This is a genomic window from Paenarthrobacter sp. MSM-2-10-13, from assembly GCF_011605365.1.
GTDB lineage: Bacteria > Actinomycetota > Actinomycetes > Actinomycetales > Micrococcaceae > Arthrobacter.
The window spans coordinates 280,463-298,518 of sequence record NZ_JAAOXO010000002.1; the positions used below are offsets into that span (position 1 = coordinate 280,463).

14 protein-coding genes are annotated in these 18,056 nt (G+C 62.5%); 7 read left to right on the forward strand and 7 right to left on the reverse strand.

The genetic code is table 11. The annotated features are described in order from the left end of the window. Window positions 1–26: 26 nt before the first annotated feature. From fdhA to purU, 6 genes are all read right to left on the reverse strand, one after another. Window positions 27–1,244, reverse strand: coding sequence for a formaldehyde dehydrogenase, glutathione-independent (gene fdhA / locus HAV21_RS07145; protein ID WP_166841187.1), 1,218 nt, complete (start codon window positions 1,242–1,244; stop codon window positions 27–29). 159 nt (window positions 1,245–1,403) lie between these two features. Continuing rightward, window positions 1,404–3,722 carry an FdhF/YdeP family oxidoreductase gene (locus tag HAV21_RS07150; RefSeq protein WP_166841188.1) on the reverse strand — a complete coding sequence of 773 codons (2,319 nt, stop codon included), beginning with the start codon at window positions 3,720–3,722 and terminating at the stop codon, window positions 1,404–1,406. 10 nt (window positions 3,723–3,732) lie between these two features. Beyond that, complete coding sequence (locus tag HAV21_RS07155; protein ID WP_166841189.1) at window positions 3,733–4,632, reverse strand: bifunctional 5,10-methylenetetrahydrofolate dehydrogenase/5,10-methenyltetrahydrofolate cyclohydrolase; 900 nt, start codon at window positions 4,630–4,632, stop codon at window positions 3,733–3,735. Then, window positions 4,629–5,255, reverse strand: a complete 627-nt coding sequence (locus HAV21_RS07160) for a cyclodeaminase/cyclohydrolase family protein (RefSeq protein ID WP_166841190.1) — start codon at window positions 5,253–5,255, stop codon at window positions 4,629–4,631. The genes HAV21_RS07155 and HAV21_RS07160 overlap by 4 nt, the downstream gene beginning before the upstream one ends. Window positions 5,256–5,258: 3 nt before the next feature. Beyond that, window positions 5,259–7,751 (reverse strand): FAD-dependent oxidoreductase, encoded by a 2,493-nt coding sequence (locus HAV21_RS07165; RefSeq protein ID WP_142936897.1) that lies wholly within the window; start codon window positions 7,749–7,751, stop codon window positions 5,259–5,261. 57 nt (window positions 7,752–7,808) lie between these two features. Beyond that, complete coding sequence (purU, locus tag HAV21_RS07170) at window positions 7,809–8,723, reverse strand: formyltetrahydrofolate deformylase (RefSeq protein ID WP_142936896.1); 915 nt, start codon at window positions 8,721–8,723, stop codon at window positions 7,809–7,811. 117 nt (window positions 8,724–8,840) lie between these two features. Here purU and HAV21_RS07175 point away from each other — a divergent pair, with 117 nt between their 5' ends. Continuing rightward, complete coding sequence (locus tag HAV21_RS07175; RefSeq protein WP_142936895.1) at window positions 8,841–9,521, forward strand: GntR family transcriptional regulator; 681 nt, start codon at window positions 8,841–8,843, stop codon at window positions 9,519–9,521. A 28-nt stretch (window positions 9,522–9,549) separates the two neighbouring features. On the opposite strand, the gene HAV21_RS07180 is transcribed toward HAV21_RS07175, so the two are convergent. Further along, window positions 9,550–10,482, reverse strand: coding sequence for a LysR family transcriptional regulator (locus tag HAV21_RS07180; RefSeq protein WP_166841191.1), 933 nt, complete (start codon window positions 10,480–10,482; stop codon window positions 9,550–9,552). 162 nt (window positions 10,483–10,644) lie between these two features. Here HAV21_RS07180 and HAV21_RS07185 point away from each other — a divergent pair, with 162 nt between their 5' ends. The 6 genes from HAV21_RS07185 (at window position 10,645) to HAV21_RS07210 (ending at window position 18,054) form a co-directional block, all read left to right on the forward strand. Further along, the gene (locus tag HAV21_RS07185; RefSeq protein ID WP_142936893.1) at window positions 10,645–11,946 is read left to right on the forward strand and encodes an aromatic ring-hydroxylating dioxygenase subunit alpha; all 1,302 of its coding nucleotides are present in this window, start codon (window positions 10,645–10,647) and stop codon (window positions 11,944–11,946) included. Further along, window positions 11,943–13,352, forward strand: coding sequence for a ferredoxin reductase (locus HAV21_RS07190; RefSeq protein ID WP_166841192.1), 1,410 nt, complete (start codon window positions 11,943–11,945; stop codon window positions 13,350–13,352). Before HAV21_RS07185 ends, HAV21_RS07190 begins: the two co-directional genes overlap by 4 nt. Window positions 13,353–13,523: 171 nt before the next feature. Then, complete coding sequence (locus HAV21_RS07195) at window positions 13,524–13,862, forward strand: hypothetical protein (RefSeq protein ID WP_142936891.1); 339 nt, start codon at window positions 13,524–13,526, stop codon at window positions 13,860–13,862. 93 nt (window positions 13,863–13,955) lie between these two features. Beyond that, window positions 13,956–15,350, forward strand: coding sequence for a deoxyribodipyrimidine photo-lyase (locus HAV21_RS07200; RefSeq protein WP_166841193.1), 1,395 nt, complete (start codon window positions 13,956–13,958; stop codon window positions 15,348–15,350). A 140-nt stretch (window positions 15,351–15,490) separates the two neighbouring features. Beyond that, entirely contained in the window at window positions 15,491–16,990 is a 1,500-nt protein-coding gene (locus HAV21_RS07205; protein WP_166841194.1) for a CoA-acylating methylmalonate-semialdehyde dehydrogenase, read from the forward strand. Continuing rightward, complete coding sequence (locus HAV21_RS07210) at window positions 16,990–18,054, forward strand: enoyl-CoA hydratase/isomerase family protein (protein WP_166841195.1); 1,065 nt, start codon at window positions 16,990–16,992, stop codon at window positions 18,052–18,054. Before HAV21_RS07205 ends, HAV21_RS07210 begins: the two co-directional genes overlap by 1 nt. Window positions 18,055–18,056: the final 2 nt, after the last annotated feature.

Here is an 18,056-nt window from a genome sequence, read left to right on the forward strand (position 1 = left end):
CCCGGTATCAGTTGATGCGTACTGTATTAACCCTTCACGTAGCCGTTGGGGTTCAGCACGAACTTTGTTGCCGATCCGGCGTCGAACTCGGCGTAGCCGCGCGGAGCGTCCTCGAGCGGGATGGCCTTGGCGTTGACGGCCTTGGCGATCTGGACCTTGTCATGGAGGATGGCCATCATCAGCTGGCGGTTGTACTTCATGACGGGGCACTGGCCGGTGGTGAAGGACAGGGACTTTGCCCAGCCGGTACCGAGGGACAGTGAGAGGGAGCCGTGCTTGGCTGCCTCGTCGATTCCACCCGGATCGCCAGTGACGTAGAGGCCCGGGATGCCCAGGGAGCCGCCGGCGGCGGTGATGTCCATGAGGGAGTTCAGCACGGTCGCCGGAGCCTCGTGGGAGGCATCCTTGCCGTGGCCGCGGGCTTCGAAACCAACAGCGTCCACGCCGCAATCCACTTCCGGAACTCCAAGGATCTGTGCGATCTGCTCCTTGGGATCGCCGTTGGAGACGTTGACGGTTTCGCAGCCGAAGGATCGCGCCTGCGCCAGCCGGTCCTCGTTCATGTCGCCCACAATCACGACGGCGGCGCCAAGCAACTGGGCGCCGACGGCGGCGGCAAGGCCCACAGGCCCGGCACCAGCGATGTAAACCGTGGATCCTACGCCCACGCCGGCAGTAACCGCGCCGTGGAAGCCGGTGGGGAAAATGTCCGAGAGCATGGTCAAGTCCATGATCTTTTCCAGGGCCTGATCGCGGTCCGGGAAGCGCAGCAGGTTCCAGTCAGCGTAGGGAACCAGCACGAACTCTGCTTGTCCGCCTACCCATCCGCCCATGTCAACGTAGCCGTAGGCGCTGCCGGGGCGGTCGGGGTTGACGTTGAGGCAAATGCCGGTCTTCTGTTCCTTACAGTTCCGGCAGCGGCCACAGGAGATGTTGAACGGCACGGAGACGATGTCGCCTACCTTGATGAACTCGACGTCGGGTCCCACCTCCACCACCTCGCCGGTGATTTCGTGGCCGAGGACCAGGTCCTTCGGAGCCGTGGTGCGGCCGCGGACCATGTGCTGGTCCGAACCGCAGATGTTGGTGGTCACCGTCCGGAGGATCGCGCCGTGCGGTACTTTCCTTCCGACGTTGGCAGGGTTGACGCCTGGTCCGTCTTTGAGCTCAAACGTGGGGTAGTCAGTGTCGATGATCTCAACGACACCGGGTTCCTTGTAGGCGACTGCTCTGTTTCCTGACATGGTCACTCCCTATTCTTTGGCTGTTACTGACATTGCTGCCCAATGGACCGAAAACGGTGCTTCGATGAGGAAATACCTCCCCAGGTTTCAGGCACCGAAGCACCAATTACGGCCCACCGGACGGGTAAAAAACTGACAAGTGGAAAATCTGCTCTGGATCTACGCTTTCTCCAGCCGGATGATCACCGACTTCGAGGTGGGTGTTCCACTGGTATCGGCCACGGAATCCAAGGGCACCAGGACATTTGTTTCCGGGTAGTAGGCGGCGGCGCACCCTTTCGGCGTCGAATAGGACACGATGCGGAAGTTCTCGGCCCGCCGGTCCGTCCCTTGGAACTCGGAAATCAGGTGGACCATGTCGCCGTCGGAGAATCCCAGCTCGGTGATGTCGTCGGCGTTGATGAGCACCACGCGACGGCCACCGTGGATTCCGCGGTAGCGGTCGTCCTTGCCATAGATGGTGGTGTTGTACTGGTCATGTGAGCGCAGGGTCTGCAGGACCAGCCGGCCGGGCGGGATCTTGATGAACTCCAGCTCGTTGCCCGTGAAGTGTGCTTTCCCGGATGCGGTGTGGAACTTCCTGGCGTCGCGCGGTGGGTGTGGCAGCACGAAGCCGCCGGGGTGCTGGATGCGTGCTTCAAAGTCCTCAAAACCATCGAAGACGGCCTCAATGTGCTTCCGGATCAGGGTGTAGTCGTCCCGCATGGCCAGCCAGGATGCCTGGGGCGTGTTGGGCAGGTGCCCGTGACCGTCCGTAAACAACCTGTCCGCGAGATTGCAGACGATCGCCACTTCCGAGTGGAGGTGGTCGCTTGCAGGTTTGAGGCGTCCCCGTGAGGCGTGGACGGCGCTCATGGAGTCCTCCACGGTGACCCGCTGGTCGCCCGTGCGTTGCGTGTCCTTCTCGGTGCGGCCGAGGGTGGGCAGGATCAAAGCCCGCCGACCCGTGGACAGGTGTGAGTGATTCAGCTTGGTGGAGATCTGCACGCTCAGGCCAGTGTTGGCCAGGGCCTGCTCGGTAACCTCTGAATCGGGGGCGGCCCGCACGAAGTTGCCGCCCATCCCCATGAAGAAACGGACTTTCCCGTCGCGCATGGCGCGGATGGCTGCCACGGTGTCGTAGCCATGCTCCCGGGGGGAGCGGAACCCGAATTCCTGGTCCAGCCGGTCATGGAACGTCGGAGGCATCTTTTCGAAGATGCCCATGGTGCGGTCGCCTTGAACGTTCGAGTGCCCGCGCACGGGGCACACGCCGGCGCCGGGCTTGCCGATATTGCCTTGGAGCAGGAGAACGTTGACCACATCGCGGAGGGTGGGGACGGAATGTTTGTGCTGGGTCAGTCCCATGGCCCAGCACACGATGGTGGCGCTGGAGGCGAGCAAGCGCTCACCCGTCGCATGGATCTGCTCCAGGGTCAGGCCGGTTGCCTCCACAATGTCATCCCACTCCACCTTCTCCAGGTAGCGCAGGTAGTCATCGAGACCCACGGTGTGGTTGTTGATGAAGTGGTGATCCAGCACGGTGTCCAGGCCCGGAGTGTTCCGTCCCGCAGCTTCGGCCTCCAGAAGGTATTTGCCCAGTCCTTGGAACAGGGCTTGGTCTCCACCGGCACGGATCTGCAGGAAGTCGTCCGTCAGCTGGGTCCCTTGAATCATTCCGGCCAGGTGCTGGGGGTTTTCAAAGTGCAGGAGCCCGGCTTCGGGAAGCGGGTTGACGGACACGATGATCGCGCCGTTCTTCTTGGCCTTTTCCAAGGCGCTGAGCATGCGCGGGTGGTTGGTGCCGGGGTTCTGTCCAGCGACGAAGATCAGTGACGCCGTCTCCAGGTCCGTCAGGCTGACGGAACCCTTGCCGATGCCAATGGTTTCCACCAGTGCGGAGCCGGAGGATTCGTGGCACATGTTGGAGCAGTCCGGGAGATTGTTGGTGCCCAGGCCGCGAACCAAGAGCTGGTACACGAACGCGGCTTCATTGGAGGTCCGGCCGGAGGTGTAGAAAACCGCTTCGTCCGGGTGTTCCATGGCCCGCAACTCTTCGGCCATGAGGTCATAGGCATCTTCCCAGTCAATGGTCCTGTAGTGAGTAGCGCCTTCATCGAGGAACATCGGGTGGGTGATCCGGCCTTGCTGGCCCAGCCAGAAGTCATCGCGGGTTTTGAGCTCAGCAACGGAATGGTGGGCAAAGAACTCCGGCGTGACGCGGCGGCGGGTGCCTTCCTCAGCCACTGCCTTGGCGCCGTTCTCGCAGAACTCTGCCGCATTACGCTTTTCATGCTCGGGCCAGGCGCATCCCATGCAGTCGAACCCGTCCAGCTGATTCACAGCTAGAAGGGTCTGAACGCTTCGCAGCGGTCCCATCTGTTCCAGCGAAATTTTCAGGGCGTTGGCAACAGCGGGGATGCCTACGGCCTTGGTCTTGGGTTTGGTGACGGTCAGCTTTGACTCGTCAATGTTCTCGCGTGGAGCTTTGGAATGCATGGGAACCCCTTCAGATCCGGGAAGTGGAAGCGGCCAGCAACCCGCTGTGGGACTGCTGTCGGGCGGCTTCCACAGTGTGCAGGAGCAGGAGCGCGGTGGTCACTGATCCCACCCCGCCCGGGACCGGACTCAGCCCGGCCGCCACGCCGGTGACACTGGCCTCGTCAACGTCTCCCACCAGGGAACCGTCGGCCAGGACGTTCGTGCCGACGTCGATCACCACAGTCTTCTCCGAGACGTGATTCCCGGTCAAGAGCCCGGTCCGCCCAGCAGCAACAACCACGACGTCGGCGGGCCGGGTGTAGTGTTCCAGCGCCCCGGATTTGGAATGGCAGACGGTGACGGTCGCGTCTTTCGCGAGGAGCAGCAAAGACAGCGGCTTGCCCACCACGGCGGAACGCCCGACGACGGCCACGTTCCGTCCCGCTACCGGGATCTGGAAGTGGTCCAGCAGTTCCACCACTGCCCGGGCGGTAGCGGGGGCGAAGGCGAGCTGTCCCACAGCCAAGCGACCGAGACTGAGGGGATTGGCGCCGTCGATATCTTTATCCGGGGCGATGAGCCCCACCAGCCGGTCAGGTCGCACGGCAGCGGGCAGGGGAGTCTGCAGGATGATGCCGTGAACGGTGGGTTCGGCGCTGAGGTCCGTAAGGACGTTGGCCATGACCTGCTCGGTGGCGTCGTGGCCAAGATCGACTATCCTGCAGCCGATGCCTGCCCGCCCGGCTGCACGTTCAATGGACCGAACGTACCAGTGTGTGGATTCATCGTCCGTTGCCACAACAACAGCCAGCACCGGGTGGAGGCCCTCATCGTCCAGGAGGGTTGACTCCTGCTGGGCCCGCTGCTGGATGAGGGCAGCGAGCGGCTTGCCGGAAAGTACTTCGGTGTTCCCTTGCACTGCGGTCATGAGAGGATCCTTTCGCGGACGCGCTTCGCCAAGGCATCTGCCGCCAGCACCACCTTTTCCTCAATCCCGTCCGTCTGTTCTGCCAGGCGGGAGCGGGCTTGGCCGTGTTTAATGGCCACGAAGTTGATGTCGATGTTGACCCGGGCCGTGGTTGCAGCTGCGCGTGCTGCGTCCGCGGCAGCCGCGACGTCGCTGATGACGTTGGGGTTGGCCACATCAAAGAGTTCGGTGGCAAGGTCCACCACTTCACCGGCAACGTTGATCAACTGCGCGGGAGTGTGGGCCGCCTGGACCAGCGCTTCCTGGATGGCAGCAGACTTTATTGCCTTAAGTTCATCGCTGTCTGACGCGAGCTTGTAGGAGTCGATGACGGACTGGAAAGCGTGCTCATCGGCGTCCGCCAGGCGCAAGGACTCCACCATCAGGTGGTCGGCGGCGCTGGTGATCCGGTTGACCAGAGCGGCGTGTTCCTCATACTTTGCGCCGGTGGTGTATCTGGCCACCATGGCTACCAAAGCGGCACCTTGGGCGGCATGCAGGGCTGCGGCCGCGCCCCCACCGGGGGTGGGCTGGCGGGAGGCAAGCCTGGAGAGGTAATCGTTGATGGCTTCTGAACTGATCATGGATTAGCCCCGGAGCCGGCTCATGGTGGGGTCGTACAGCGGATCTTCGGTGACGGTTGCCTGGATGCGGCGGCCGAAGTATTCGATTTCCACGGAGTCCCCCAAGGACACTGCAGAGGGCAGGTAGGCGTAGGCGATCGGCTTGCGGACCGAGTAGCCGTAGGCGGCGCTGGTTACATAACCCACGGCCTGGTCCTTGTAGAACACCGGTTCCTTGCCCAGCACCAGGCTCCTGCCGTCGTCGACGGTCAAGCAGCGCAAGCGGCGGGCTGAGCCTTCCTCGGTGCGGCCTTCCAAAGCGGCCTTACCGACGAAGTTTTCCTTGGTCATTTTTACGGCAAACCCGAGGCCCGCTTCGTAAGGATCGTGCTCGGTGGTCATGTCCGAGCCCCAGGAACGGTAGCCCTTTTCCAGTCGCAGCGAGCTGAACGCGGCACGGCCTGCGGCAATGACGCCGAACGGCTGGCCGGCCTTCCACAGGGCGTCCCAGAGGCGCTGCCCGTTGTCTGCGCTGGTGTAGAGCTCCCAGCCGAGTTCGCCCACGTAGGAAAGGCGCATCGCAGTGACAGTGACCCCTCCGATGGTGACCTTCTTGGAACGGAAGTACTTCAGGCCGTCGTTGCTGAAGTCGTCGCTGCTGACGGTGCTGATGAGGTCGCGGGCCAACGGACCCCACAGGCCGATGCAGCAGGTGCCGCCAGTGGTGTCACGCACCTGGACCCAGTCGCCGGCGTCGCCGTTCTCCGTTTGGTGCCGTGCTGCCCGCTCGAAGTAGGCGGTGTCCATGTTGCCGTTGGCGCCCAGCTGGAAGGTGTCTTCGCTGAGGCGGGCCACCGTGATGTCACTTCGAATGCCGCCGGCCTCGTCCAGAAGGAGCGTGTACGTTACCGCGCCGGGCTTCTTGGACATGTCACCGGTGGTCAGTTCCTGTAGCAACTTCACGGCTCCCGGGCCGGAGATCTCGAGGCGCTTCAGTGGCGTCATGTCATACATGGCAACGGCTGTGCGGGTTTTCCAGGCTTCAGCTGCGGCAATGGGCGAGCTGAACATTCCGGACCAGGCGTCACGGGCCGGGGGCTGCCAATCGTCCGGCATTTCCTTGAGGAGTTCAGCGTTGGCTTCGAACCAGTACGGACGTTCCCAGCCGGCGCCTTCCAGGAAGTAGCCGCCCAGCTGCTTATGGCGGGCGTGGAAGGGGCTGACGCGAAGATTGCGGGGGGAGAGCTTGGGCTGGAGCGGATGCATCACATCGTAGATTTCCACGAAGTTCTGCTGGGACGTTTCGCTGACATATTCGGGGGTCAGCTGAACCTCTTCGAAACGGTGGATGTCGCAGTCTCCCAGATCAATCTGAGACTTTCCGTCCACCAGCAGTTCGGCCACAGCGCGGGCAATGCCGGCGGAGTGGGTCACCCACACGGCCTCTGCAACGAAGAACCCGTCCACTTCCTTGGACTCGCCCACCAGTGAGCCACCGTCCGGGGTGAAGGAGAAGATGCCGTTGAAACCATCCTCGATTTCACTTTCGCGCAGTGCCGGCAGGATCTGCTTGGTGGCCTCCCACGCAGGAAGGAAGTCCTCCAGCGTGAAGTCCAGGCGGGAGGGCATATTGTGTTCGCTGATGCTGCTGGGCTCGTAGCTACCCAGCTCGTCAAGGTCCACGGGCATGGGGCGGTGAGCGTAAGAGCCAATGCCGTAGCGCTCGCCGTGCTCGCGGTAGTAAAGGTCCTGGTCCTGGTGACGCAGGATGGGCAGCTGGGCGCCGTTGGGCAGTTCGTTCTTGCCCTTCTGGGCGGGAACCGGCGTCGTTTTTACATACTGGTGAGCCAGCGGGAGGAGCGGAACGGACATTCCGATCAGCTCGCCCACCTTGGCGCCCCAGAAACCGGCGCAGGAAACCACGATGTCCGCGGGGATCACGCCGTCGGCGGTTTCGACGCCGGTCACGCGGCGGTTGGTCTGCTCAATTCCGGTGACCTCGGTGTTGCCGATGTACTTCACCCCGGCAGCTTCGGTGCGCTTGATCAGCAGCTGCACGGCACGGGCTGCAAGCGCCAGGCCATCGGTGGGGACGTGCAGGCCACCGAGGATGTCTTCCTCATTGATCAGCGGGTAGAGCGCCTTGCACTCCTCGCGGGAGAGGATCTTGCCGTCGATGCCCCATGACTGTGCGTAGCCGAGCTTGCGCTTCAGGTCAGCCAGGCGGGTCTCCGTGGTGGCTACTTCCAGTCCACCCACCTGGTTGAAGCAGCTCTGGCCATCCTCCGTGAGGGACAGGAGCTTTTCCACCGTGTACTTGGCGAACAGTGCCATGGACTTGGACGGGTTGGTCTGGAAAACCAGGCCCGGTGCGTGGGACGTGGAGCCACCGGGCATGTTCAGGGGTCCTTGGTCCAGGACAGTGATGTTGTTCCAACCGCGGGTGACCAGTTCGTCGGCGAGGTTGGTGCCAACAATCCCAGCTCCAATGATGACAATGCGAGGCGTGGATGCCATGGGGTTCTCCTGCTGAAGTTAAAAAGGGGTGAGTCTGCTGGTGTTCTGGGGCGTGGTTTAGCGGAAAACCACTGTGCTGGTCTGGTCCAGCAGCACGCGGTGTTCGCAATGCCACTTCACGGCGCGGGACAACGCCAGGGCTTCGGCGTCCTGGCCCACGGTGGAGAGGGTGGTGGGGCCGTAGCTGTGATCGACGCGGATGACTTCCTGCTCGATGATGGGTCCCTCGTCCAGGTCCGCGGTGACGTAGTGGGCGGTTGCACCCACCAGCTTCACGCCACGGTCGTAGGCCTGGTGGTAGGGACGGGCGCCCTTGAATCCCGGCAGGAAGGAGTGGTGGATGTTTATGGCGCGTCCCTCGAGGGCGCGGCACAAGTCGTCCGAAAGCACCTGCATGTAGCGAGCCAGTACTACGAGGTCCACGTTGTACTCCTCCACCAGGTCCAGGAGCTGCTGCTCGGCTTCAGCCTTGGTGTCAGGCGTGACGGGAATGTAGACGAAGGGCAGGCCGGCGGCTTCTGCCATGGCGCGGTGGGTCTCATGGTTTGAGGCAACCACCACCAGGTCACCGCCGAGGCTGCCGCCCCGCCAACGGAAGATGAGGTCGTTCAGGCAGTGCCCGAACTTGGACACCATCACCAGGACCCGCTTCTTGGTTTGGTCGTGGAAGCTGAACTTCATCTCGAAGCGGTCGGCAATTGCGCTGAATTCTTCTTCGAGCCGCTCCGGCGAGTAGGACAGTGGTCCGGAGAAAGCGGTCCGCAGGTGCAGCGTCTGGCGGAGGCCGTCGTCGAACTGCTGGTGTTCTTCAATGTTGAAACCGCGCTCGAACAGGAAGGTGGTGACTGCCTGAACGATCCCGGCCCGTTCGACGCACGACAATGTGAGTACGAACTTCTGTGCCTGCTCGTCTTTGAGCGCTTCCGGCTTGGGCAGTGTGCTTACGGGTGAGTCTGTCGCCATGAGGGTCATGTCGCCTCCTTTAGATATATTCCTGAGTCCCGAACTGATATATTAGGATTGGATTCAGCGTATACTGGTCATTCAGGCAGGTCAATAGATTTCTTTTGGTTGGAAGGAGAAGGCGCCGTGACTTTTGGAACTCTGGCAATCGCCGGTGACGACACGAAGAAATCCCTGGCCGACATCGCCTATGAACGCCTCCGGGACCGGCTCCTGATGTTGGACATCAAGCCCGGCGAGCTCCTCAACGACGATCAGCTGGCCAAAGACCTGGAGGTAGGTCGGACTCCGGTGCGGGAAGCATTGAAACGCCTGGAGCTGGACCGGCTGGTGATTACCTATCCAAGGCGGGGGACGTTTGCCACGCGCGTGGATGTGACTGACCTGGCCTTTATTTCCGAGATCCGGGCACAATTGGAACCCCTCGCTGCTGCGAGGGCGGCTCGCGTTGCATCCGCTGCCACCAAAGAACATCTTCGTGAAGTGATGCGCGCAGTGGAGGACTTTGACGTCGATGCTGCGTCGGTGGTCGAAACTTTGCGGCTCGACGCCAGCGTTCACCGGGGAATCTACGCGGCGGCCGCGAACCCGCACCTCGAAGACATCCTGATTCGCTACGACAATCTGGCAACCCGGATCTGGTGCATGGTCCTGGATCGTTTGCCGGATCTTGAGCACCACGTGCGTGAGCACCTGGATCTGCTGAAGGCTGTCCTTGACGGTGAAGAGGACAAGGCTGCTGAGCTGGCCCGCGTGCACGTCAGTGGCTTTGAGCATGCTGTACGTCAGGCCCTTTTCGCGGCGTAGTTACCGTCTGCAGCCTCGCGCCGGATTGTCAGCGGTCGTCTTCCGGCCGGGCCGTGAGGATCCTCTGTGCGCTCTCCTGCAGGATGCCCAGCGATTCCTGGATCAAAGGCGACGCGATGCTGCCCCTGCGCACCGCTGCCACAATTCGGCGTGCGGGCTTGCCTTTACCGGTAATGCGTAGCCGGACCACGTTCTCGGCATTATGCAGGGGTGCGAGTCGCGGCAGCAGGCCAACGCCCAGCCCTGCGCCCACGAAAGCGATTTGGGTTTCCCATTCAACGGCCTCATGAGCTACTCGCGGTGTTACACCTACAGCCGTAAAGGCCGCTGTAAAGAGGGCGTGGTACGTGGATCCGGCGGCTTCTGTGATCCATGGTTCTGCAGCCAGTTCTTCAAGGGTCACAGTTTCCCGTGATGCCAGCCGGTGGGTACCGGGAATGATGACGTCCAGGGGATCGTCCAGCAAGACGGTCTGTTCGAACCGGGGATCGTCCTCCACGTAGGTGTCTGACTGCATGGCAACAATCACTGCAAGGTCTATTCGCTCGGCCACCAGCAAATCGAAGCAGCGGGCCGGATTTGCTTCCAGCACCTGCACCTCCAGCAGGGGACGCGTGGAGCGAAGGGTGGCGGCCAGCGGCGCCAGCAACTGGGCGGCCGCCGTCGAGAAGCCGCCGAGCCCAAAACGTGACTGCACCTGATCGCCGGCCTCCATCGCCGCTGCGCGCAGGCTCTCCCATTCGGCAATGAGGGTGTCCGAACCGGCCACCAGAAAGCGGCCCGTGGCGGTCAGCCGCACGCCCCGGCCGTCCTTGGTCAGTAGCTGCATTCCCAGCATGCGCTGGAGCTCCCGCAGCTGAGCGGAGACGGCGGAAGGAGAGTATCCGGTGAGCTCCGCGGTGGCGCCAATGGTGCCGCAGCGGGCAAACACCCGGAGTGTGATGAGCCTCGCATCGATCATGCACCTATTGTGCACGGTTATCTTCTGAATCTTGCGCTTTTGTTGTGGTTCAATGATCCCTAATCTCATGAATACAAGGTTTTCGACATCGCCGCTCGCCCCCCAAGCAGCAGTGCTCCCCACGAAACACACTCTGACCCACGCCTCCCGGGAGGAAAACATATGTCTGCTCCAGTCTTGCCCCTCAACTCACGCGGAAAACTCGCCTCTTCTTTGCCTGCAGAGCAGCTGGCAGAGATCAGCGCGTTGTTCGAGTTCCGGCGCAAGGGTTATTCCCTCGACGCGCCCTTCTACACCGATGCCACGATCTTCAAGATGGACATGGAAGCCATTTTTGGCCAGCACTGGATCTTTGCCGGCAGCGTCGCCGAGCTACCGGAGCCGGGCGACTACATCACGGTTGACTACGGTCCTTACTCCCTGATCGTTCTGCGCAATGACGACGGCGGCGTGAACGTCCTGCACAACGTCTGCCGCCACCGCGGCGCACGGGTCCTCACCGAGGCTGCAGGGGCCACTGGAAACCTGGTGTGCGGCTACCACTCCTGGACCTATTCCCCCGAGGGCAACCTGATCCATGCCTCCGCTCCCGGCGAGGCCAAGTTCGACAAGAATTGCTTCGCCCTGAAGCGGGCACACGGCCGCGAGGTTGCCGGGCTCATCTTCGTCTGCATTGCCGATGAGCCGCCCACCGATTTTGACGAAACCTCAAGGATCTTTGAGCCGTACCTTGCGCCCCACGATCTGTCCAAGACGAAGATTGCCTACCAGCAGAACATCATCGAGGAGGGCAACTGGAAGCTCGTCATGGAGAACAACCGTGAGTGCTACCACTGCGACGGCCACCCGGAGCTCGCCTGTTCGCTGTTTCCCACGTGGGGACTGACGGAGGGCCTGATCCCGGCCCACCTTGAGGAAGTGTGGGACCGCAACAAGGAAGCACAATCCTCGCTTGAGGAGCGTTGCCGCCGCTATGGCCTTCCCTACGAGGTGGTGGAGGAGCTGGACACCCGCATTGCAGGAATCCGTATTTCACGTGAATCCCTCGACGGTGAGGGCGAATCGTTCTCGGCCGACGGGCGCAGGCTTTCCAAGAAACTGCTTGGTGATCTGCCGGACTTCCGCCTTGGCCGCTGCTCGATGCACCTGCAGCCCAACAGCTGGTTCCACTTCCAGAGCGATCACGTCATTACGTTCGGTGTCTTCCCCATCAACGAACACCAGTCCTTGGTTCGCACCACCTGGCTGGTAGCTGACGACGCAGTGGAAGGCGTGGACTACGACCTGGAGAAACTCACCTACACCTGGAAACAGACCAACCTGCAGGACAAAGCGTTCGTGGAACTGTGCCAGACCGGAGCCGGCAGCCCTGCCTACGAGCCCGGCCCGTACATGAAGAGCGAATACCAGGTGGAGGCATTCATCAACTGGTACGTGCAGCGTGTCCAGGAGCACCTGGCATGACCGAACTCCTCACTGAGACCATCGTCCAGGAGCCACATCGCATTCGCGGTCTTGAAATGCCGTGGAACAGGGTGATGGGCAGCACCGAGGGACCCGCCAGCGCAGCCCGCGCCCTGGGTCCCTGGCATCCGCAGGAGTTCATGGCCGAATGCGTGGAAATCGTTCCCGAAGTGGGTGGAATGATGACTTTCGTGTTCCGCCGCTGCGACGGTGCGCCCCTGGCGTTCCGGGCCGGCCAGTACGTGAACGTTGCCTTCCCCGTGAACGGCGAGGACCAGGATCCGGCGGACCGAAGCTACTCGCTGTCCAGCGCACCCACCAAGCCGTGGACTTTCGACATCACGGTCAAACGCGATCCCACAGGACTGGTTTCGCCGTGGGTGCACCAGAACATCAAGCCCGGCACTGTCCTTGAGATGTTGGGACCCGTGGGTGCCTTCCACCTGCCCGACGCTGACCGGCGGGCACGCTACCTCCTGCTGGCCGCCGGCGCCGGCATCACGCCGATCATGTCCATGGTGCGGACCATCCACTCTCTGCCCGGACAGGCCGATGTGGTTGTGCTGTACCACGGGGCGGCGGACGAGGGTTTTGCCTTTAATAAGGAGCTCGCCTACATCGCCTCGGTGGACTCGCGCATCAAGGTCTTCTACTCCTTGGGCGACCGCGCCAAACCCGCGGATTGGGAAGGGCTGAGCGGACGGCTCACGGCGGCCATGCTGAACGAGGTTGCGCCGGACGCCAACGGGCGGCAGGTCTACGCATGTGGCCCCGAGGGCTACCTGAACACGGCCACCGAACTGTTGGGGAACGTGGGAGTGGATGACACCTCCATCCATATGGAGTTCTTCACCGGGGACCGCCAGACCATCCTTGAGTATCAGGCAGAGCTGGCCCTTGCGGTGGACATTGCTGAGGAGATCGCAGAGGAAATCGCGGATTCCGCGGAGGACTACTATGAGGGCCAGCCCGCAGCGTTCGGGCTCTACGAGCCCGGCTACGACGCCGAGGGGACCCTGCAGGCCACGGGGATGCCGCTGGAAACGGTTGACCCGGATGCACCTGAAGCTTCTGACGACGGTTCGGATGCGGGGGCGGAGGTTTCAACTCCCGATGCTTCGAGTTTTGAGACAGTAGGAACGGGAAGCCTCACCTTGTCCTTCATGCGCACGGGGATCAACGTTCGGGTGGATCCCACTGAGCACATCCTGGGCCCTGCCCAGCGTGCCGGCGTCAGGATCGGTGCCAACTGCAAAGAGGGTATGTGTGGCTCCTGCAAGGTGGTGAAACTTTCGGGTGAAGTGGAGATGAACCACCAAGGCGGAATCCGGGCACGTGAGATTGATGCAGGCAAGTTCCTTCCCTGCTGCTCCACCGCGCGGACCGATATGGTGATTGACGCTTAGTCCTAATCATCCCTGTTTTCCCGCATTAGCACGGGCATTTGGCCGTGCGCAACCCAGAGTTAATCTCATTTCCTCGTTCAGACCCCCGGAACGGGTCTATAGTGAGGGAACAGGACATTCGCTGATGCAGACCGGCGGCCCGTTATTTCTTCCGACGCCGGAGGCCCCGTAATGACCGACACCCAAATTGGTAGCTTTATTCGCGACTGTGTGGTGTTTGAGGACGACACTGACAACGGCTTGGACTTTGACACGTTCTATGGCTTGTACATCAGCTGGTGCGTCCTCGGACGCAAAATCCCCATTCCCGACTCCGCCTTCAAGACCGCTCTGGAACTCGAGGGCCATAAGCCCGTCAAGGAAAATGGCCGGCGGATTTACCCGGGCATGACCATGGTTGGACCGGCCGCCAGGGACTACGTGGTAAATAGTGTCCCGATGTGGACCGAAACTGCCACCGACATTCCGGTTTCCGAGATCCGCCAGCAAGCCTTGGCATCCATCGCCTGATTTCATACCAGCGAGCTCTCAGCCCATGCCCCTAGGATTTCTTAGGGGGCATGGGCTGTTCCTGTTTCCCAGGGTTTTCGCTGAAAGGTACTCATGAAGCCGTCCATTGTTTGGTTTCGCGACGATCTGCGGGTCGCCGACAACCCGGCCTTGCGTGCCGCCGTCGACGACGGTGCGGCCGTTGCCCTCTACGTCCTTGACGAAGAATCGCCGGGCATCCGCCCTCACGGCGGGGCCTCGCGGTGGTGGCTCCACCACTCGCTGACCAGCCTCCGTGAGGAGCTGGACAAGCTCGGTGTTCCATTACTCCTCCGCCGTGGCCCGGCGGCGGACATCGTGCAGAAGACCACGACGGCGATTGGTGCCGGCGGGCTGTACTGGAACCGGCGGTACGGTTCCGCTGAGCGGACGGTGGACGCCGGCATTAAGGCTTGGGCGGGCGAGGCGGGACTGCACGTCTCGAGTTTCCAGGCCTCCCTTCTTCATGAGCCGTGGGAAGTCACCACCAAAACAGGCGGACAGTACAAGGTCTTTACCCCTTTCTGGCGGACCGTTTCTGCGCAGGATTTCCGCGAGCCCTTGGCTGTCCCCCAAGCGGGCCACGGATTCACGGGAAAGCTGCCCGCCTACGAGCAGCTGGATTCGTGGCATCTGCTGCCCACAACGCCGGACTGGTCAGGTGGGCTGGCCGAGATGTGGACGCCGGGAGCTGCTGCCGGGCACAAGCGGCTCGCCAAGTTCGTGGATGACGGCCTGTCCAACTACAGCGAGGGCCGCAACCGCCCCGATACCGATGGCAGCAGTTGTCTCTCGCCCTACCTTCGCTGGGGTGAGCTCAGCCCGTTCGAGGTGTGGCATGCCCTGGGGTCCAAACGCTCCGAAAGCGCCTCTATTTATGCTTCCGAGTTGGGCTGGCGTGAGTTCTGCTGGCACCAGTACTTCCACAACCCGGAGTTGGCAACGGCCAACCTTCGCACTGAGTTTGATCGCTTCCCGTGGGCGTGGCCGGGTAGCGCCAAAAATGGCAGTAACAAGCATCCCGGCCACGAGTCGGCACCCGAGGAGTTCCGGGCCTGGCAGCAGGGCCGCACCGGTTTCCCCATGGTGGACGCGGGGCAGCGGCAGCTGTGGCATACGGGCTGGATGCACAACCGCGTCCGCATGGTTGCCGCCAGCTTCCTGGTGAAGAACCTCGGCATCCATTGGCAGCTGGGGGAGCAGTGGTTCTGGGACACCCTGGTGGATGCGGATCCTGCATCGAATCCCGCCAACTGGCAGTGGGTAGCCGGCTCCGGCGCGGATGCTTCACCGTTCTTCAGGATCTTCAATCCGGAGGCTCAGCGCGTCAAATTCGATCCTCAAGGGAAGTACATCGCCCGCTGGATTCCGGAGTTCGGGACACCGGAGTACGCAGAGGAAATCGTGGACCTCAAAACCACGCGGGCCGAAGCGCTGGAGGCGTACAAGGAGATGAGGGAGGTCCACTAGTACCCCTCTGGAAATTAGTAGGAAGTCCGAGTATATTCGGATTCAGAGATGACCTGGATCACAGTTGGTCACGTGTTCGGCAACGGTCACAGCACCCGGCGGCACGGCAGTCATTCACCGATGCAAAGGAGCATTTCACCATGGTGCGCGAGCTTTCCCACTACGTAGACGGCCAGAGGATCGACGGCACGTCCGGCCGGTTCAGTGATGTCTACGATCCCTGCACGGGCGAAGTTCAGGCACGGCTTCCGCTGGCCAGCGCGGACGAGGTTCGCAACGCCGTCGCAAATGCAGAAAAGGGCCAGCTCGAATGGGCGGCCATGAACCCGCAACGCCGGGGACGCATCCTCCTGAAGTTCGTGGACCTGGTCAACCAGAACATGGACGAACTTGCCAGGCTCTTGTCCTCCGAGCACGGCAAGACCTTCGCGGACGCCAAGGGCGATATCCAGCGCGGCATCGAGGTAGTGGAGTTCTCGGCCGGGGCGCCGCACCTGCTCAAGGGCGAATTCTCGGACAACGCCGGGCAGGGGATCGATGTCCATTCGCTCCGCCAGCCGTTGGGCGTGGTCGCAGGCATCACTCCCTTCAACTTCCCGGCCATGATTCCGCTGTGGAAGTCCGGTCCGGCGCTCGCAGCCGGCAACGCCTTCATCCTCAAGCCCTCCGAACGGGATCCTTCCGTTCCCCTGCGCCTTGCGGAACTGTACAGCGAGGCAGGCGTGCCCAACGGCGTCTTCAACGTGATCAATGGTGACAAGGAAGCCGTGGATGCGCTGCTGGAAGATCCGCGGGTCAAAGCCATTGGATTTGTGGGCTCCACGCCCATCGCCCAGTACATCTACGCAACGGCCGCGGCGCACGGCAAACGCGCGCAGTGCTTCGGCGGCGCGAAAAACCACATGGTGATCATGCCCGACGCCGATCTGGACATGGCAGCCGACGCCCTGATTGGTGCCGGGTACGGTTCCGCCGGCGAACGCTGCATGGCGATCTCCGTTGCCGTTCCAGTGGGGCAGGAAACCGCTGATGCGCTGGTGGCTAAGCTGACCGAACGCGTCAAGGACCTCAAAGTGGGCCACAGCCTGGACAAGGATTCGGACTTCGGCCCCGTGGTGGCTGCTTCTGCCAAGGAGAGGATCGAGGGTTACATCCAGTCCGGCGTGGACGAGGGCGCAACGCTGGTCACTGATGGTCGTGGCCTCTCCGTGGATGGATACGACGGCGGCTTCTGGGTGGGCCCCACCCTCTTCGACAACGTCACCAAGGACATGAAGATCTACAAGGAAGAGATCTTCGGTCCCGTCCTCAGCGTTCTGCGTGCGGCTGACTATGACGAAGCGCTCAGGCTCTGCAGCGAGCACGAGTTCGGCAACGGCGTCGCAATTTTCACCCGCGACGGCGACTCCGCCCGGGACTTTGCCAGCCGCGTGGAGGTAGGCATGGTGGGCATCAACGTGCCCATTCCCGTGCCCATCGCTTACTACACGTTCGGCGGCTGGAAGGCGTCCGGCTTTGGCGACCTCAACCAACACGGCGCCGATGCTTTCCGCTTCTACACCAAGACCAAGACCGTGACGTCGCGGTGGCCCTCCGGTATTCGCCAAGGCGCCAGCTTCATCATGCCGGCGGGCAGCTGATGGGGGCTCCGGAGACAGAAGACGAAGTTCTCTTTGAGCGTCGCGGCCACCTCGGAATCGTGACGCTCAACCGGCCGAAAGCAGTCAACGCGCTGAACGCCGGGATGGTGAAAGCCATGCTTCGGCAGCTGGCCGCTTGGGCCGACGACGACGCCGTTGCCACCGTTTTGGTGCGCGGCGCGGGCGACCGGGGGCTGTGTGCCGGTGGCGACATCGTGGCTATCTATAAAGACATGCTCCACGGTGGCTCCGAGACAGCCGAATTCTGGGCTGACGAATACCGGCTTAACGCGCTGATCTCGCACTATCCCAAGCCTTACGTCGCGTTCATGGATGGGCTGGTCCTGGGTGGTGGCGTAGGCGTTTCGGCTCACGGCTCCGTTCGCGTGGTTACCGAAAGGACGCGGACCGGAATGCCGGAAACCACCATCGGCTTCGTGCCCGACGTCGGTGGCACGCTCCTTCTTTCTCGCTCACCGGGGGAGGCAGGCACGCACGCAGCCCTGACCGGGGCTCACCTATCCGGTGCGGACGCCCTGTTCCTGGGGCTCGCGGACCACTTCGTCCCGTCCGAAAGCCTCCCCGCGTTGGCGGAAGCGCTGGAAAGCTCGACGGCGGAGGCCGCCGTCGAGCACTTTGCCCAAGCGGCGCCGGACTCGGCACTTGCGGCACAGCGGGACTGGATCGACGCAGCGTATGCGCACCACGACGCGGAGGAGATCGTCCGAAGCCTTCGCACCTTGGGCGACGAGGCAGCTGCTGCTGCCGACACCATCGAGGCCAAATCACCGACGTCGGTCAAGGTCACGTTGGAATCGTTGCGACGCGTCCGCGGGCTCTCCTTGGAGGAATCGCTGGACCAGGAATACCGCGTGGGCCTGCGATGCCTGGCCGGGCCCGATTTCCGGGAGGGCATCCGCGCGCAAGTGGTGGACAAGGACCGCAACCCGCAATGGAAGCCGCCGAGTCTCGCCGAAGTCCGGGAGTCCGACGTCGAGGGCTACTTTGCGCCGCTCGGCGAGCGGGAGCTGGGACTTTCAGCCGCTCCAGTCCAGTCGAACTAGAG

Coding starts and splice junctions, on each gene's coding strand:
- HAV21_RS07155 (WP_166841189.1), bottom strand. CDS start 4,632: ATGACCGCAGTGCAAGGGAACACCGAAGTACTTTCCGGCAAGCCGCTC.
- HAV21_RS07160 (WP_166841190.1), bottom strand. CDS start 5,255: ATGATCAGTTCAGAAGCCATCAACGATTACCTCTCCAGGCTTGCCTCC.
- HAV21_RS07185 (WP_142936893.1), top strand. CDS start 10,645: ATGTCTGCTCCAGTCTTGCCCCTCAACTCACGCGGAAAACTCGCCTCT.
- HAV21_RS07200 (WP_166841193.1), top strand. CDS start 13,956: ATGAAGCCGTCCATTGTTTGGTTTCGCGACGATCTGCGGGTCGCCGAC.
- HAV21_RS07150 (WP_166841188.1), bottom strand. CDS start 3,722: ATGCATTCCAAAGCTCCACGCGAGAACATTGACGAGTCAAAGCTGACC.
- HAV21_RS07165 (WP_142936897.1), bottom strand. CDS start 7,751: ATGGCATCCACGCCTCGCATTGTCATCATTGGAGCTGGGATTGTTGGC.
- fdhA (WP_166841187.1), bottom strand. CDS start 1,244: ATGTCAGGAAACAGAGCAGTCGCCTACAAGGAACCCGGTGTCGTTGAG.
- HAV21_RS07210 (WP_166841195.1), top strand. CDS start 16,990: ATGGGGGCTCCGGAGACAGAAGACGAAGTTCTCTTTGAGCGTCGCGGC.
- purU (WP_142936896.1), bottom strand. CDS start 8,723: ATGACCCTCATGGCGACAGACTCACCCGTAAGCACACTGCCCAAGCCG.
- HAV21_RS07180 (WP_166841191.1), bottom strand. CDS start 10,482: ATGATCGATGCGAGGCTCATCACACTCCGGGTGTTTGCCCGCTGCGGC.
- HAV21_RS07190 (WP_166841192.1), top strand. CDS start 11,943: ATGACCGAACTCCTCACTGAGACCATCGTCCAGGAGCCACATCGCATT.
- HAV21_RS07205 (WP_166841194.1), top strand. CDS start 15,491: ATGGTGCGCGAGCTTTCCCACTACGTAGACGGCCAGAGGATCGACGGC.
- HAV21_RS07195 (WP_142936891.1), top strand. CDS start 13,524: ATGACCGACACCCAAATTGGTAGCTTTATTCGCGACTGTGTGGTGTTT.